Annotated in this window: 13 protein-coding genes; 4 read left to right on the top strand and 9 right to left on the bottom strand. The window is 70.8% G+C overall.

Annotation, left to right across the window (positions count from 1 at the left end):
• Positions 1–5 precede the first annotated feature (5 nt).
• Entirely contained in the window at positions 6–467 is a 462-nt protein-coding gene (locus tag KYK13_RS18645; RefSeq protein WP_223646070.1) for a (2Fe-2S)-binding protein, read from the bottom strand.
• Positions 464–1,135 (bottom strand): Isoquinoline 1-oxidoreductase subunit, encoded by a 672-nt coding sequence (locus KYK13_RS18640; RefSeq protein ID WP_223646068.1) that lies wholly within the window; start codon positions 1,133–1,135, stop codon positions 464–466. Before KYK13_RS18640 ends, KYK13_RS18645 begins: the two co-directional genes overlap by 4 nt.
• A 397-nt stretch (positions 1,136–1,532) precedes the next feature.
• Here KYK13_RS18640 and KYK13_RS18635 point away from each other — a divergent pair, with 397 nt between their 5' ends.
• The gene (locus KYK13_RS18635) at positions 1,533–1,898 is read left to right on the top strand and encodes a hypothetical protein (RefSeq protein WP_223646066.1); all 366 of its coding nucleotides are present in this window, start codon (positions 1,533–1,535) and stop codon (positions 1,896–1,898) included.
• Here KYK13_RS18635 and KYK13_RS18630 read toward each other — a convergent pair whose 3' ends face one another.
• A complete protein-coding gene (locus tag KYK13_RS18630; protein WP_223646064.1) occupies positions 1,899–2,609 on the bottom strand; it encodes a siderophore-interacting protein in 711 nt (236 codons plus the stop codon).
• Positions 2,610–2,719: 110 nt separating this feature from the next.
• Here KYK13_RS18630 and KYK13_RS39345 point away from each other — a divergent pair, with 110 nt between their 5' ends.
• Complete coding sequence (locus tag KYK13_RS39345; protein ID WP_370645384.1) at positions 2,720–3,856, top strand: DUF6600 domain-containing protein; 1,137 nt, start codon at positions 2,720–2,722, stop codon at positions 3,854–3,856.
• 111 nt (positions 3,857–3,967) lie between these two features.
• On the opposite strand, the gene KYK13_RS18625 is transcribed toward KYK13_RS39345, so the two are convergent.
• The 3 genes from KYK13_RS18625 to KYK13_RS18615 all read right to left on the bottom strand — a co-directional run bounded on the left by KYK13_RS18625 (position 3,968) and on the right by KYK13_RS18615 (position 9,200).
• Entirely contained in the window at positions 3,968–5,686 is a 1,719-nt protein-coding gene (locus KYK13_RS18625; protein WP_223646062.1) for a radical SAM protein, read from the bottom strand.
• Between the two features lie 116 nt (positions 5,687–5,802).
• A complete protein-coding gene (locus KYK13_RS18620; RefSeq protein ID WP_223646060.1) occupies positions 5,803–6,786 on the bottom strand; it encodes a hypothetical protein in 984 nt (327 codons plus the stop codon).
• Entirely contained in the window at positions 6,783–9,200 is a 2,418-nt protein-coding gene (locus KYK13_RS18615; protein ID WP_223646058.1) for a helicase-related protein, read from the bottom strand. Before KYK13_RS18615 ends, KYK13_RS18620 begins: the two co-directional genes overlap by 4 nt.
• A gap of 240 nt (positions 9,201–9,440) precedes the next feature.
• On the opposite strand from KYK13_RS18615, the gene KYK13_RS18610 reads away from it, so the two are divergent.
• Positions 9,441–9,902 (top strand): ferritin-like domain-containing protein, encoded by a 462-nt coding sequence (locus KYK13_RS18610; RefSeq protein WP_223646056.1) that lies wholly within the window; start codon positions 9,441–9,443, stop codon positions 9,900–9,902.
• Between the two features lie 60 nt (positions 9,903–9,962).
• Here the strand turns inward: KYK13_RS18610 and KYK13_RS18605 are convergent, their stop codons facing one another.
• Both KYK13_RS18605 and KYK13_RS18600 read right to left on the bottom strand, forming a co-directional pair.
• The gene (locus KYK13_RS18605) at positions 9,963–10,970 is read right to left on the bottom strand and encodes a fatty acid desaturase (protein ID WP_223646055.1); all 1,008 of its coding nucleotides are present in this window, start codon (positions 10,968–10,970) and stop codon (positions 9,963–9,965) included.
• A gap of 150 nt (positions 10,971–11,120) precedes the next feature.
• On the bottom strand, positions 11,121–11,948 hold the full coding sequence (locus KYK13_RS18600; RefSeq protein WP_223646054.1) for a PPK2 family polyphosphate kinase: 828 nt from the start codon (positions 11,946–11,948) through the stop codon (positions 11,121–11,123).
• Positions 11,949–12,325: 377 nt separating this feature from the next.
• Here KYK13_RS18600 and KYK13_RS18595 point away from each other — a divergent pair, with 377 nt between their 5' ends.
• Positions 12,326–13,765, top strand: a complete 1,440-nt coding sequence (locus KYK13_RS18595) for a cytochrome-c peroxidase (protein WP_223646052.1) — start codon at positions 12,326–12,328, stop codon at positions 13,763–13,765.
• Positions 13,766–13,775: 10 nt separating this feature from the next.
• Here KYK13_RS18595 and KYK13_RS18590 read toward each other — a convergent pair whose 3' ends face one another.
• The gene (locus tag KYK13_RS18590; protein ID WP_223646050.1) at positions 13,776–14,279 is read right to left on the bottom strand and encodes an SRPBCC family protein; all 504 of its coding nucleotides are present in this window, start codon (positions 14,277–14,279) and stop codon (positions 13,776–13,778) included.
• Positions 14,280–14,469 lie beyond the last annotated feature (190 nt).

Below are 14,469 nucleotides of genomic sequence, written 5' to 3'. Positions count from 1 at the left end.
GGCCCTCACTCCGTCGGCAGTCCCGCCGCCTTCTTCACGGCGGTGCGGATTCGCGTGTACGTCCCGCAGCGGCAGAGGTTGCCCGCCAGCGATTGATCGATCTCCGCGTCGGTGGGCTTCGGCTTCCTCGCCAGCAGCGCCGCCGCCGTCATGATCTGCCCCGCCTGACAGAAGCCACACTGCGGCACCGCCAGGTCCACCCACGCCTTCTGCAACGGATGCGAGCCGTCCGGCGACAGGCCTTCAATGGTCATCACCTCGCGGCCCTCCGCGCGGCGCACCGGCGTCACGCACGAGCGCACCGCCGCGCCATCGATGTGCACCACGCACGCTCCACAGAGCGCCTGGCCGCAACCGTACTTCGTGCCCGTCAACGTGAGCACGTCGCGCAGCGCCCAGAGCAGCGGCATCTCCGGATCCACGTCGAGTTCGTGCTCGGTCCCATTCACTCGCAGACGGATGCTCACGGTCGGCTCTCCTCGCGCGGGCACTCCGCGCCGTCCTTCGCCCACGCGGCCACCAGGGCCCCGAACTCCGCCTGTGTCCCCGGCGCCGGTAGCCGGTCCGCTCCGGGCTTCCAGCCCCAGCCCACCAGCTCGTCATGCGCGGAGTGCTCGATCAGCTCCGCCAGGCTCTTGCCGCCGTTGCGCGCCGGATCCTTCAGTTGTTCGCACAGCGAGCGCGGTGTGCGCCCCTCCCACGCCATCACCTTGGGCGCCACGTGCCACTTGGGTGCGCCGGGAACTCGCGCCAACTGCGCGTTGCGCTCCTGGTGGCAGGACGTGCACTCCAGGCCGGGGACGCCCTGGTCCTCGGGGCCTCGGACTACTGGCGGGTCGTGCACCTTGCTGGTTTCGCCCTGCAGGGGGCTGTCGCCCGCGGGATGGCAGTTGACGCAGCGGGGATGCAGCATCACCCGGCTCGCCTCCATGAACAGCGCCCGTGAGCGCTCCTTCTTGTCGCTGATATCCGCGAAGGCCTCCGGCGGCCGGAGCGTCTGCGGATTCGCGGGCGGAGGCACTCCTCCAGGACGCGTGGCCCGGCCTCCGCACCCCGCGCTGAACAGGAGCGCCAGCGACAGCCCCGCCGCCCCCGCACCCAGCACGGCTCCCAGTGCCTTCGAGCGAAGATTCATCGTGCTCCGTCCCATCCCTTCGGCCAGGGGTCGCCCGGCCCCACGCGCAGCAGCGCGAGGCCAGAAGGGGCCATCCTGCCCGGTCCAGCCGCCCCAAGCCTGTCAAAATGCCGCAGGGCCCGTGAAGGATTTCTTCAGGACGGGCCCAACCCTGTGCGTGCACGGCGCCGTCACACGGCGTGAGGGATGGCAGCCTCGGTGAAGGGCCGGGCCTCCGCTCGCGGCTCCCTCCTGAGAGCCATTGTCGCGGGCCGTGCCTCGGTGACACGGGCCGCTGGCGGGATTGACGGAATGTCTTTCGGGGTGCGTTGGGGCATCCGCGCAAGTGCTCGGAATCGCGTGCGCGGGGCGTTGGAACGCGGTGTGTATTGGGAAGCGCGCAAGGAGATAGCCCACCATGCGCCAGAGCCCCGCGTCGTCCGTGTTCTCCCTGACCCGCCTCTTCGTCGAGCAGTGCGCCCGCTGGCGGCTGCGCGAGGAGGTCATCGCGTTCATCCTCGAGTTCGGCGCGCCTGCCCGGGCGTGCGGAGCCACCCACCTCACGGTGCACGAGCGCGACCTGCCTGGTACGCTCCGGGACTCGTCGCTCGCCCGGCAGGCGCGCGGGTGGATCCTCATCCTCAATGACGAGGACCGGCTCCTCACCTGCTACCGCCGGCAGGACGCGTCGCGCTTCCTCAAGCAGAAGCCCAAGCGCCGCCCCGCGGGCATGTCGCGCGACCGCGACGACGTGCGGCGCGGCATGCAACTGGGCCCGGCCTGATCAGTCGAGCCCCGTCTTGCCCACGGACCAGTAGGCCTTCACCTTGGGCGTGGCGCGTTCGCCGTCGCCTCGCAGCCTCGCGCGCAGCGCCTGGATGGACTGCGCCCGGCCCGTCATCACCAGCGTGGCTTCCGGCTTCGTGCGCAGGGCTTCGCGCAGCCGTTCGTGGACCTGGGCCAGGTGCGCGTCGCCGGCCGTTCGCTCCACGTCGTGGCCCTCGAAGCCCAGCTCGCGCAGCGCGGGCGCGCAGTCCTCCCGGCGCGTCACCTCGAAGATGGGGGTGACGTTCCGGTTCGCTCCGGTGCGGAACGCGTGCGCCACCGCGAAGGACGTTTCGTCACCGAAGAGCACCACCGGTGCGTCACCCGACTCCAGCGACACCGAGCGCCCGGGCCCGAAGAACCGCACCGTGTCTCCAGTGCGTACGTCGCGGCCCCACTTCGCCCCCGGGCTGTCGCCGTGCAGGTAGACCAGGAAGGCCGTGGCTCCGCGCGCTTCGTCCCACGCCAGCGGCGTGTACGTGCGAAAGCCCAACCCCGGCAGGAAGACCTGCACCTTGTCGCCAGGGGTCCACTTCTGCCCTCGCAGCGCGGGGCCCTCGCAGTCGATCCAGCGGAAGGCGCGCGACAGTTCGCGCGCCTGGGTGACCTTCGCGTCGGTGAAGAGGAAGCGGCCCAGCATGCTTCCGAGCATGGCCTTGGCGTTCGCCATGGAAACCTCCCGTTCAGGCGTTCATACGCCCCTCGCGTGCAGACGGCTCATGAAGTTGCGTGAAGGAGTTCGCACCTTGAAAAGGTGAACCCCCACGAGAGGAACCGGACATGGGCCCCTGGTACACCCGAATGCGCTGGCTTCGGACTGGCGGCGCCACCGTCCTCGCCATCATGGCAACGAGCTCCTGCGCGTTTGGCCCGGAGGAATACGGGCCGCAGGTGACGACGAGCTCGCAGAACCTGGACAGCTCCGTGTCCGAGTTCCGAGATGCCCTGTCTCCCTATGGCACGTGGGTCAACCTGCCGGACGTCGGCTGGGTCTGGCGGCCGGATCCGAACGTCGTGGGTCCGGACTTCGTCCCGTACTCCACTGGCGGCCGGTGGGTGTCCAGCGATTGGGGATGGACCTTCGAGAGCGATTGGGATTGGGGTTGGGCGCCCTTCCACTACGGCCGGTGGTTCGCCAGTCCTTCGATGGGCTGGGTGTGGTGGCCGGACACCGAGTGGGCTCCCGCCTGGGTGGACTGGCGCTGGGGGGATGGCTTCATCGGCTGGCAGCCCCTCTCGCCGCCCGGCATCTCCATCGGGATCGGAATTGGATGGACGTTCGTGGGCGCGAACGACTTCGTGCAGCCCGACGTCTGGCGCTACCGCCTGCCTCCCGGACGCGTCCCCGTGCTGTTGCGCCAGACCCGGCCCGTGGGCGAGCACGTCGAGGGTCGCAGGGGACACTGGAACCGGGGCCCAGAGCCCAGCGAGGTCGCGCGCGTCACCGGACGCCCGGTTCCGGTCGCGAGGCCGATGACGCCGCCCACCGGCCATCCGCCACGGGGGCGCACCGGGCCCGGCGTGACCCCGTCACGGCCCGCGCCGTACGTGCCACGCCACCCGGCTCCGGCTCCCGCGGCGCCGGTCACACCGCGAGGGGCACCGGTCCCACCGCGCGCTCCAACGGTCCCCGCCGCGCCCCATGGACGCGTGGCGCCGGAACCCGTCGAGCCGCATGAACCCGCGCCTCACGCACCCGCGGCCCGGCCTGAGACTGTCGAGCCGCATGAACCCGCGCCTCGTGAGCCCGCCGCGCCTCACGCGCCCGCGGCCCGGCCTGAGACTGTCGAGCCGCATGAACCCGCGCCACATGAGCCTGCCGCGCCTCACGAGCCCGCGCCTCACGAGCCGGCCCCTCACGAGGCGGCCCCCTCGCACCCGTCGGGTGGGCACACCGGAGGCTCGCATCGCCATTGAAGAGGAGCCGCCCCCGGTGCCAAAGGGTTCGGAACCTGTCCGACAGTCGGACAGGTTTCCCGCGGCCGCGCCCGACACGGCCACCCCGCGCCCCGGCGTGACGCCGTGCGTCTACGCGGGCTGGAGGAACCGTCCGTCCACCAGGTGGTCGATGACCTCGCGGGCGGAGTCCGGGTCCAGCCTCGCCTTCGCGCCCAGGTGCGTCACCGCGTGGGAGACGGTCGTGGGCTGCTCGAAGGCGGACAGCGCGGCCAGGAGGATGGCGCCGTCGTCGCCCTGGGTCAGCGTGGGGTCGGTGAACCGGCGCGGGCTGACGGAGGGCGCGCAGCTCAGGGTGATGCCGTCCACGGAGCGCAGGACCGTCACCGGCTCCTTCGCCAGCTTCGCGGGGGCCCGGTGGCTGCCCAGCCAGTCCCCCAGCGTGAAGCGCTTCGTCGAGGGCGCGGTGTTGCGCAGCCGCGTCCTCCCGTCGAGGTCGACGCGCTTCCTCGCGTCCCGGTGCTGCCAGGCCAGGGCGTCCACGCGGTCGGAGTTGCGCTGCACCGCGGCCTCCAGCTCCCGGTCCTTGAAGCGGATCATCGGCACGGACACGTCGCCCGGCTCGCGGCGCTCGAAGTAGGCGAGGAACTCCGCGAACGTCTTCGCCTCCGTCACCATGTCGAAGCGCGCGGGGTGCTCCGTGACGAGCGCCCCGGGCTGGGCCTCCAGCCGCTGATAGCCCACCACGCAGTCCAGGCCGATGATGCGCTCCACCAGCCGCAGCTCCTCCGCGAGCCGCTCCCGGCTCGTGAACGGGAGACCTCCGATGCCGGAGATTTCGATCTCCACGTTCGGATGGCGGCGGGCGGATTCAATGACCTCCAGCAGCTCGCGGTCCTTCGCGCACGGCTTGAGCAGGCCCTTGGCCATCTGCTCCAACCGCTGCTGTTCGGAGAAACAGCCGATGTCGATGACCATGTAGATGCGCTGGAAGGTCTCCGCCAGCGCCGCGACCAGCTCCACGCGCGGTACGCCCCAGAGGAAGTACGTGCAGCAGTGGCGCGACAGGTCCACGCCCGCCCAGGTGCTCCCCAGGAACTCCGCCGTGCTGCCCGCGAAGTCGTAGCGCATCTGCCATGTGCGGCCCGCGATCTCCTGGTGGTCCCTGCGCACGTTCTCCTCCGCGCGCAGGAACGGCTTCGCGCGCCCGAAGTCCGCCTTCTGGTTGCCTCGCGCCCCACCGCAATAGAGGCAGTTCTCGCCGCAGCCCTTCCCCGGCGCGACCCAGCCGGAGAAGGAGTGCAGGTCCATCTGGCTGAGGAAGATCTCGTTGAAGTGCGAGTAGTAGACGTCCTGCGTATTGGTGGAGCGCTGCACGTACGCCAGCGGCAGCCTGCGGGGACGGCCGTCCGGGGTCCGCGTCACGCAGTTGGGCGGGGATTCCTCCCCGTTGCACAGCGCCAGCAGGGGGACCTCTCCGTCGCCCAGCACGATGTGGTCGATGCAGTCGAAGGCGCTCAATTCCTTCCACCAGTATGACGCGGAGTTTCCTCCCACGACGATGCGGATGGACGCGTCGATCTTCCGGATGGTCCGCGCGATGAGCAGCGCGCGGTCCACGTGGTGGAACCACTTGAGGCTGATGCCAATGAGCTTCGGGCGCACGCGGGCGATGAGGCGCTCGAAGGAGTCGGTCACCTCGCCTTTGCTCTCGTCGCCGTCCCACAGCCGCACGAAGGCTTCAATCCCGCCGCGCCTCAGGTAGCTCGCCAGGTAGAGGATGCCGCACGTGGCTTCGCCCGTTCCGGCACCGACGAGGAGGACTGGCGAGAGGGCACGACCACTGCTCATGGGACGACCACCGGCCTGGGTAGGAGACCGCGCCAGCGTAGGCGAATCCGGTCGGCCCCGCGTGGATTCGTCGCCTCCCTCCTCCCCTGCGGCCCGCCTGCTCCCCGGGCAGCCCCTCACTCCAGCAGTTCGGACAGGTCCGACGCGCGCAGGGCAGCCTGAAGCTCCGGGTCCTGCTTCTCCTCGGCGTTCAGCTCCAGGCCCCGCTGCCGGAGCAGGACCAGGGCGGAGCGTCTCCGCGCCTTCTCGTCGCCGTCGAGCCCTGATGCGTCCGCGGTCTGGAACACCTTCAGGTACGGGATGGTCAGCAGCAGGTACATCGGCGAGGCGCTGGAGCGGATGTTCGCGCTGAGCTCGTTCACGGACCTGAACACGGGAGCGGTGCTCTCCGGGGCCCTCTGCTCCGGCGTGTCTCCCAGCAGATGGAATGACTGGAACGCCTGGAAGAAGGCCTGTCCGCTCTCGTCCAGCCACAACAGGTCGCCATTGCCGAAGCGTTCGTAGCCCCGGTAGCGGGCTCGCAGCCGGTAGGGCAGCTTCGCGAGGAAGTCCCTGTGGCGCCCGCCCAGCCGCACCAGGAACTGGCGCTGCTCGGGGTTCACCCTGCGGTCTGTCTCGAGCTGATACCGGAGGAGCTCCTCCTCCGTGAAGGGACCCGCGGCGATGAGGCGCTCGGCCTCGTCCACGTCCCCCTCCCGGACCCGGTCGAAGACCGCCCACGAGAACCGCTTCACGTCGTGGCGCTCAATGGCGGTGCGCAGTTCGTTGGCCCGCTGGGCCGCCCGTTTCTCCTGGGTGGATGGCTCCAGGCTCCGCGCCGCGACCACGACGGACAGGGCAGCCAGGATGATGCCGGCGAAGGCGACACCTGCCCGGGACACCTTCGGGTTCTTCGCGACGAAGCGCTCCCAGAGGAGCATCAGCGCTCCGCCCAGCGCGATGACGCCCACCGTCACCATCGCGCCCACGACGAGGATGAAGCCGAACCCCATCGCGAAGGCGCCTTCGCGATCATGCTCGGGCGCTGTCGCCAGCAGCAGGCCGAGCATTCCGAGGTACAGCGCGATGACGCTTCCGGCGAAGAGGAGGAATCGCTTCATGGGCGTTCGTTGAGCCGGCCCGAGCCTGCCGACCCACGCCCACGAACGCCACTCGCGTCCGGCGCCGTCGCCAGCGGCTTCCGCCCCCGCCTGCGCCGCCGCCGCTTCGAGGCCGCGCCCGGAGGCTGTCCTCCCAGCGCCCGCAGCACCTGCGCGCGCGCGCCGCCATCCAATCGCAGTTGCTGGAGGAGTGCGTGCGCCTGCCGGGCGTTCTGGGGATTGCGCAGTGCCTCCGCGAGCCGCTCCATGATGTCGATGCGCAGCGCCACCGGCCCGATGACCTCGTAGCCCAAGGCCCTCGCGTTCCGGCCGGCCAGCGTCGCGGCGTTCAGCGCTGGCTCCTGGGGGATGCCCTGCGGACACGGAGACTGGTTGAACAGCGCCGTCAACATGGCCCGCCGCTCCAGCGCCTGCGGCGACAGGGCCTCCGCGACGTAGAGGAAGCGCTGACCTTCGTGGACACCCTGCGCCCTCAATCGCTCACGTGACTCCTCGTCCAGGAGCCTCCACTGCTCGCGCGCCTCGCCCTGGGAGATGACGCCCAGGCCCTCCGCCAGCCGGTAGGCAATGCCTCTCATCACCGGCGAGCGGCCAGCTCCCGTGAAGGACTCCGCGGGAAAGCCTCCCATGGCCTCCGTGACCAGGTCTCTCGCCAGCGCCACCAGCCGGCGCTCCAGCCGCTGCCGCGCGCCGCCCGTCCACACCTCCGGCTCCGCCAACGCCAGCTGCGGCGAGCGCCGGTCGCGCCCCCGCACCAGCCGGGCCAACGGCTGCGCTTCGAACGAGATGCGTCCCGCCGCGTCCACCTCGAAGGCGTCGTGCGTCGCGTCCACCACGCGCTGGACGAACTGCTCCTCCGTCATCAGCCCGCCATCCGCGCCCGGCACCTCCGTCAACAACTGCCCCAGCTTGGCGAACGGACTGTCCGAGCCCCCGGCCCGCGGCTGCGTGCTGGCCCGCACGAAGCGGCGCGCGCTCCGCCTCGCGGCCCGTTGCACGAAGCGCTCCACCAACCGCTCATGCAGGGCATCGCCCAGCGAGTCCTCGATGAGGCGCGTGCGCTCCTGCCACTCCACCGCGTCGTGCAGCCAGCCCGGACGGTGGCTGATGTACGTCCAGATGCGGATGGCCGCGAGCCGATCCATCAGCGTGTGGATGTCTCCGGACGCATCATCCAGCGGCGACACCTGCCGGCCCAGCCAGGTCGGATCCAGCTTCCCGTCCCCCGCCGACAGCTGGAGGAACACCTCGCGCAGGAGCGCGACGTGCTGCCCGAAGAGGCCCTTGCGGAAGTCCGGGACCTGGCAGACCTGCCACAGCAGCTCCACGGAGGCCTGGTCGGTGGTGAGCTCGCGGATGGCGGGCACGGCCGCCAGTCCCTTGAGCGCGTCGAAGTCGTCCGCGCGCTCCACCCGGACGAAGGCGCTGTCGCGCGGCGCCCGCGACAGCGAGTCCAGCAGCGCCTCCGGGCTGGCGAAGTCCAGCGAGGAGTTGCGCCAGATGAGGCTGCGCACCGCCGGGAAGCGGTGGGACTCGATGGCGGAGACGAGGCGCGGCGGCAGCTCCGGCAGCGTGTTCAGCGCCCCGAAGCTGCCGTCGTTGAGGTGGCGCCCCGCGCGGCCGGCGATCTGCGCCAGCTCGTCGGGGTACAGGTCGCGCTGCTCGGCGCCGTCGTACTTGGACAGCGTCGCGAAGGCCACGTGGTTGAGGTCCAGGTTCAACCCCATGCCGATGGCGTCCGTGGCCACGAGGTACTGGACCTCGCCGGACTGATACATCGCCACCTGGGCGTTGCGCGTCCGGGGCGACAGCGCGCCCAGCACCACCGCCACGCCGCCCCGCAGGCGCCGCAGTGATTCCGCCAGCTCGTAGACGCGGTCCGCGGAGAACGCCACCACCGCGGAGCGCGGCGGAAGGCTCTTCAGCGAGCGGCGCCCGGAGTAGCGCAGCTGCGACAGGCGCGTGGCGCGCTTCATGGACGCATGCGGGATCAGCGCCTGCACCATGGGGCGCATGGTGTCCGCGCCCAGGAACCAGGTCTCCTTGCGGCCTCGCGCGTGGAGCAGCCGGTCCGTGAAGACGTGCCCGCGCTCCCGGTGCGCGGCGAGCTGGATCTCATCCACCGCGAGGAAGTCGACCTGCCGGTCCGTGGGCATCGCCTCGACGGTGCAGATCCAGTAGTCGGGCCGGGGCGGCACCCGCTTCTCCTCGCCCGTCATCAGCGCGACCCGCCCCTCGCCCACCTTCGCGGTCACCCGGTCGTAGACCTCCCGGGCGAGCAGGCGCAGCGGCAATCCGATGATGCCTGAGTCATGCTCGAGCATCCGTTCGATGGCGCGGAAGGTCTTCCCGGTGTTCGTGGGCCCCAGCTCCGCCACGACGACGGACGGCCGGCTGGATGGGCTCGAGTTCATTGGCGAAGACTAACCTCGAACCCCCTCCTCCGCCCCCGGGGCCGCAAGGGATGTCCTCGAACAACGTCCCTGCCCGCGCCCGGCGTGGAGGCAGGCGTCGGTGAAGGCCCCAGCCCGGGAGCAACGGGCCCCGGGGCGGGACGGTCAGGCCCAGCGTCCCGGCCCGCGGGGGCTGAGGGGATGGCCGTCTCCGCCCGGGCCCCCCAGCTTCCCGACACGCAGCCGCCTGGAGGCAATCCCATGGCCGATCCGCATCCATCCATCATCGACCCGGGGATCCGCCTCACGCTGCTCAACGCCGCGCTCGCGACCAAGGTCGTCTGCGTGCGGCGATACACGCGCCATGCCCTCCTGGCCGGAGGCGCCTGTCACGAGGCGCTGAAGACCGTGTTCGGTCTGCACGCGCGCGACGAACAGGACCACGCGCTGAGGCTCGCCGAGCGCATCCAGCAGCTGGGCGGCCGGCCGGACTTCCGATGGGGAGGACTCATGTCCCGCGAAAATACTCAGGACGACGAAGGGCGCGCGCTGGTGGAGCTGCTCCGCGAGAACCTGGCGGCGGAGCGCGTCGCCATCGCGACGTACCGCGGCCTGCTCCACTCCTTCGCGGACCATGACCCCGCCACGCGGCGGCTCCTGGAGGAGCTGCTCGACGAGGAGGAGGCGCACGCCACCGCCCTGTATGAGTTGCTGGAGCCTTGAGAACCCGGCCCGGTGGGTTCCTCGGGCGGGTCCCGAACGGACCCGCCGGGCCGCGGTTCCTCAGACGCCGGGCGCCGCCTGTACGTCGCGGTAGCGGACCATCCGGTTCAGCGACGGATCCCACAGGTTCAGGCGCAGGCAGCCCACGATGTCCTTCACCGACAGCGTGGTGACGTGAGGCCCCTGCAGCTCCGGGATGGCCTCCATCGCCTCCGGCAGCCGGTAGAACGGGATGCGCGGGTTGAGGTGGTGCACGTGGTGGTAGCCGATGTTGCCCGTGAACCACTCCATCACCGGCCCGAAGCGCATGTAGCTGCTGGCCTCCAGCGCCGCGTCCGCGTGGTTCCACGCCGACTCCGGCAGGATGGCCACGTCGTCGAAGTTGTGCTGCGCGTAGAAGAGGTACGTGCCCAGCGCGTACGCGGCGAACAGCGGCCCCACGAAGGCGGTGAGGTAGACGCCCAGGCCGAAGAAGTGCCAGACGGCCGCGGACAGCGCCAGGTGCACGCCCAGCGCGAGCCCGGACGTCCAGTAGCGCTTCGGGTTCTTCACGAACGGCTGGAGGCACAGGCTGTAGAGGAACGCCGTGACGTAGCCGAGCGCCAGCGTCACCGGGTGGCGCTCCACCACGTAGCCCAGGCGCTCGGCGCGGCTCGCCTGACGCCACCGGTCCGTGGACCAGGTGACGAAGGTGCCCGCCGAGTCCGCCGCGATGCGCGCGGTGTTGGCGTGGTGGTGGTTGTGCGTGTCATTCCAGATGCGCGCCGGCGTGAGCGTGAGCAGCCCCTGCACGTGGAAGAGCGCCTTCGCCCACCGCGACGTGGGCAACAGCGCCCCGTGCATGGCGTCGTGGAAGAGGATGAAGCAGCGGATGAGCACCAGCGCCTCAATGAGGCCCCCGGCGATGCGCAGGGGCCACCAGGGCGCGGCCGCCGCCAGCACCACCGCGCCCGCGAGCGCCAGATAGGTGGTGCCGAGCGCCCGGAGGGAGCGGGCGGTGTCCTGGGCCGCGAAGGGACGCGTGCGGGCGATGAGGTCCTTGCTCGACGGCGTCGCGGTTCGTTCCATGTCGACAGGGCTCCGGCGGTGACCGCCCGGCGACACACCGGGACGGGCTGAACGCGAGCGTTGTCCCATCCCCATGTCACGGCCGGGTCAGCGCCCTCGATGACGCGCGCGAGGTGCCTTCACGTCATGGATGACGCGCGGAGCCGTGCGTCATCGCTTCTTGCGCCAGGCGCGCAGCTCCGCCTTCTTCTCCTTGCCCACCGCGTCCAGCCGCTCCTGCCACACCTTGCGGTAGGGGCGCAGGGCCTCCGCCACGGCGCGCGCGACCACCAGGTTGCGGTACCACTTGGCGTCCGAGGGCACCAGATGCCAGGGCGCCCGCTCGGTGGACGTGCGGGCGAACACGTCCTCGTAGGCCTGCGTGTAGTCCGACCAGTGCTTGCGGTCCTCCCAGTCGCCCGCGGAGATCTTCCACGCCTTGCGCGGCTCCTCCTCGCGCGCCAGCAGGCGCTGCTCCTGTTCGTCCTGGCTGATGTGGAGGAAGAACTTGAGGACGATGGTGCCGTGCTCCGCGAGCAGGGTCTCGAAGTCGCGGATGTGCTGGTAGCGCGAGCGCCAGAGCGACTTGGGCACCAGGTTGTTCACCCGCGCCACGAGCACGTCTTCATAGTGGGAGCGGTTGAAGATGGCGAACTCGCCCTGGCGCGGGGTCTTGCGGTGCACGCGCCAGAGGAAGTCGTGCTCCAGCTCCTCCGTGCTGGGCACGCCAAAGGACGCGACGGACACGCCGCGGGGGTTGAGGCAGCCCACCACGTGCTTGATGGTGCCGTCCTTGCCGGCGGTGTCGCGCCCCTGCAGGACGATGAGGACGGAGTTCAGCTTCGCCCCCCACAGCAGGTCCTGCAGGTCGAAGAGCTCCTCGCCCAGGGCGTCGAACTCCGCCTTCGCCTTGTCCCGGTCCAGCTTCTTCGGCGGCGCCGTGGGAATGCGCTCCAGCTTCACCTTCGCGCCCTGCTTGTCGTTGCGGATGATGTCCATGGTCCCCTTCGCTCCAGGTGGGGGTGCAAGCGTGCCCTGAGCGAAGGCGGATTCACACCGCCCCGAGCCAGGACGGCGGCAGAACGTCCGCGTCGAACCTTTCGAGGACGCTGCGGCGCCACGCCTTCGGCTCCGGCCATGTGGGTCGGCGCGCTGCTCGCGGGCCTGCTGACGCGCGCCCGCCGCCGCAAGTCCTGAGTCCCTCCTTCTTGATGGCATTCCAGGGGACCAGGCCCGGGAGCTCCAGATGCGCACGCGCGAGCTGCGGCAGGCCCGACTCCGGAAGCCGTGAGGGGCTCAACCGCGCGCCCCTCGCGGTGACACTTCGAGAGCCACGCGGTGTTCCCCTCCCATCGCGGCTTACCGGAGGGGAACACATGGCAGGACACCGACTCATCGCGAGCACCCTGGGGGCCTTCGCGCTCGCCGGGCTCGCGGGCTGCACCGACACCACGGCTCCCGTGGAGGACTCTCCCACGCTCGGAGCATCCCAGGCGGAGCTGGCCTCGTTGGCCCAGGCGTCCGCCGGCAAGAAGCACTTCCAGGAGGCCCTGCCCGGAACCAACGGCCGCTCCTGCGCGACCTGCCACGTGCTGTCGGACAACGCCGCGCTCACGCCCGCGCACGTGGAGGCCCTCTGGGCCCGAAACCCCATGGACCCGCTGTTCCACCGCATCGACGCGGACGACCCCAACGCCCCGGTGCCCACCTACGAGCACCTGAAGAAGGGGCTGGTGCGCTTGGTGCTCCCCCTCCCCGCGAACATGGATGTCATTGACGTGCAGGGGAACGTCATCACCGCTCCAGACCGGAAGGTGTCCGTCTGGCGCGCGGTGCCGAGCATCGCCGACACGGCCTTCTCCGGCCCCTTCCAGTCCGACGGCCGCGAACCGGACCTCATCACCCAGGCCCAGAGCGCGGTCACCAGCCACAGCCAGGGCGGGACGGTGGCGCGGCCCGTGCTGGAGCGCATCGCCGCGTTCGAGCGCACCGTCTTCAGCTCCCCGCGCTCCCGCTTCGTCGCGGAGCTCCTGGAGCGGGGCTGGCCGTTGAGCGCCATCCCGGATCCGGACGCCCTGCTGCTGCTGGATGCGTCCGAGCGGCGCGGCCGCGACGTCTACAACCTGGCCTGCGAGGCCTGCCACGGCGACCGCACGCGCAACCGCATCGTGAACCGCGCCACGCACGACGCCCTCTTCTACGCGCTCAAGCCCGACGGCAACATCCAGTACACCGTCACGCCGGAAGGCCGGCCGGAGCCCGTGCGCGTGCCCCGCCCGCACAGCGAGTTCCTCAACACCGGCTACGCGTACATGACCTACCTGGGGCAGCGCGGCGTGGTGCCGCTCTACAACACGTCCGTCGACTTCCCCCAGTACCGCTTCCGCTTCTACACGGACGGCACGCGCCAGCACGCCGTCACGGACCTGCCGCCCATCCCCGTCACCGCCAGCGGCGACCCGGACGACATCAACCCCGCACTGGATGAGAACGGCGCGCCCATCGTCGGACCCGCGCTGGCGGCCCAGTGGTACTCCACCGACCCCGGCCGCGCGCTGATCACCGGCGACCCGGCGGAGTTCGAGGCCTTCGACATCCCGTCCCTGCGCGGCATCGCGCGGACCGCGCCGTACTTCCACGATAACAGCCACGCCACGCTCGCGGAGGTGGTGGACACGTACAGCCGCTTCATCCTCCCGGGCATCCCCAGCGTGGGCGCGCTTCCGGTGCACCCGCCCGAGTTCCCGGGAGGACCGCCGGAGTCGCTCAGCCCCGCGCAGAAGCAGGACCTGGTGCGCTTCCTCCAGCGGCTGTGAAGGCCCACCCTCAGCGCCGCCACTCCCGCTCCGGCACCGGCACCCGGGGCGGAGGTGGCAGGAAGGTGTGCGCCAGTCCTCGCAGACCCCGCGCGTAGAACTCCTCGCGGATCCACTGGCACAGCGCGGCCGTCTCCCCCTCGTGTCCGGGCGTCACCTGGAAGGTCGCCTGCCACTCCACGAAGGTCTGTCCGGTCGCCGTCACCGGCGTCACCCGCAGCTTCGCCACGAAGTCGCGCACGGGCAGCGGGCCCTCCAGCATCTTGTACGCATAGGTGCGCGCCTGCGGGTCGTGTGCCAGCTGCATCTCCAGGTAGACCTCGCCGTCACGCGTGGTCAGCCGGCGCAGCGGGCCTGACTCCGGACGCGTCACCCGTTCGCTGGAGATGACGCCCGGGTGCCAGCGCGGAAGGCCGTCAAAGCCCCCGACGCGGTCCCAGACCACGTCCGCGGGTGCCTGGATGAGCTGACTTGCATACACCTCTGCCATCGGTGCCTCACGTCGTTCTTGCATGGTTCGACTCGGGAAGCGCGCTCAGGCCGACCGGCCCTGGGAGCCCTCGCAAAGCCATACAGCCAACGAACACCGATCCGCACCGCGTCGCACCTCGTTCATGCCGCCCCCATGTCAGGCATTGCGGCGCGTGATGTGGAGCGAGCCCGGCCAAGGCGGAATCACCCGAAAGGGCTGTTGTGCGCGCACG

The sequence above is a fragment of the Corallococcus sp. EGB genome, from assembly GCF_019968905.1.
GTDB lineage: Bacteria > Myxococcota > Myxococcia > Myxococcales > Myxococcaceae > Corallococcus.
Note: the sequence above shows the minus strand (reverse complement) of the source record. Positions and strands in the feature narration are given on the sequence as shown.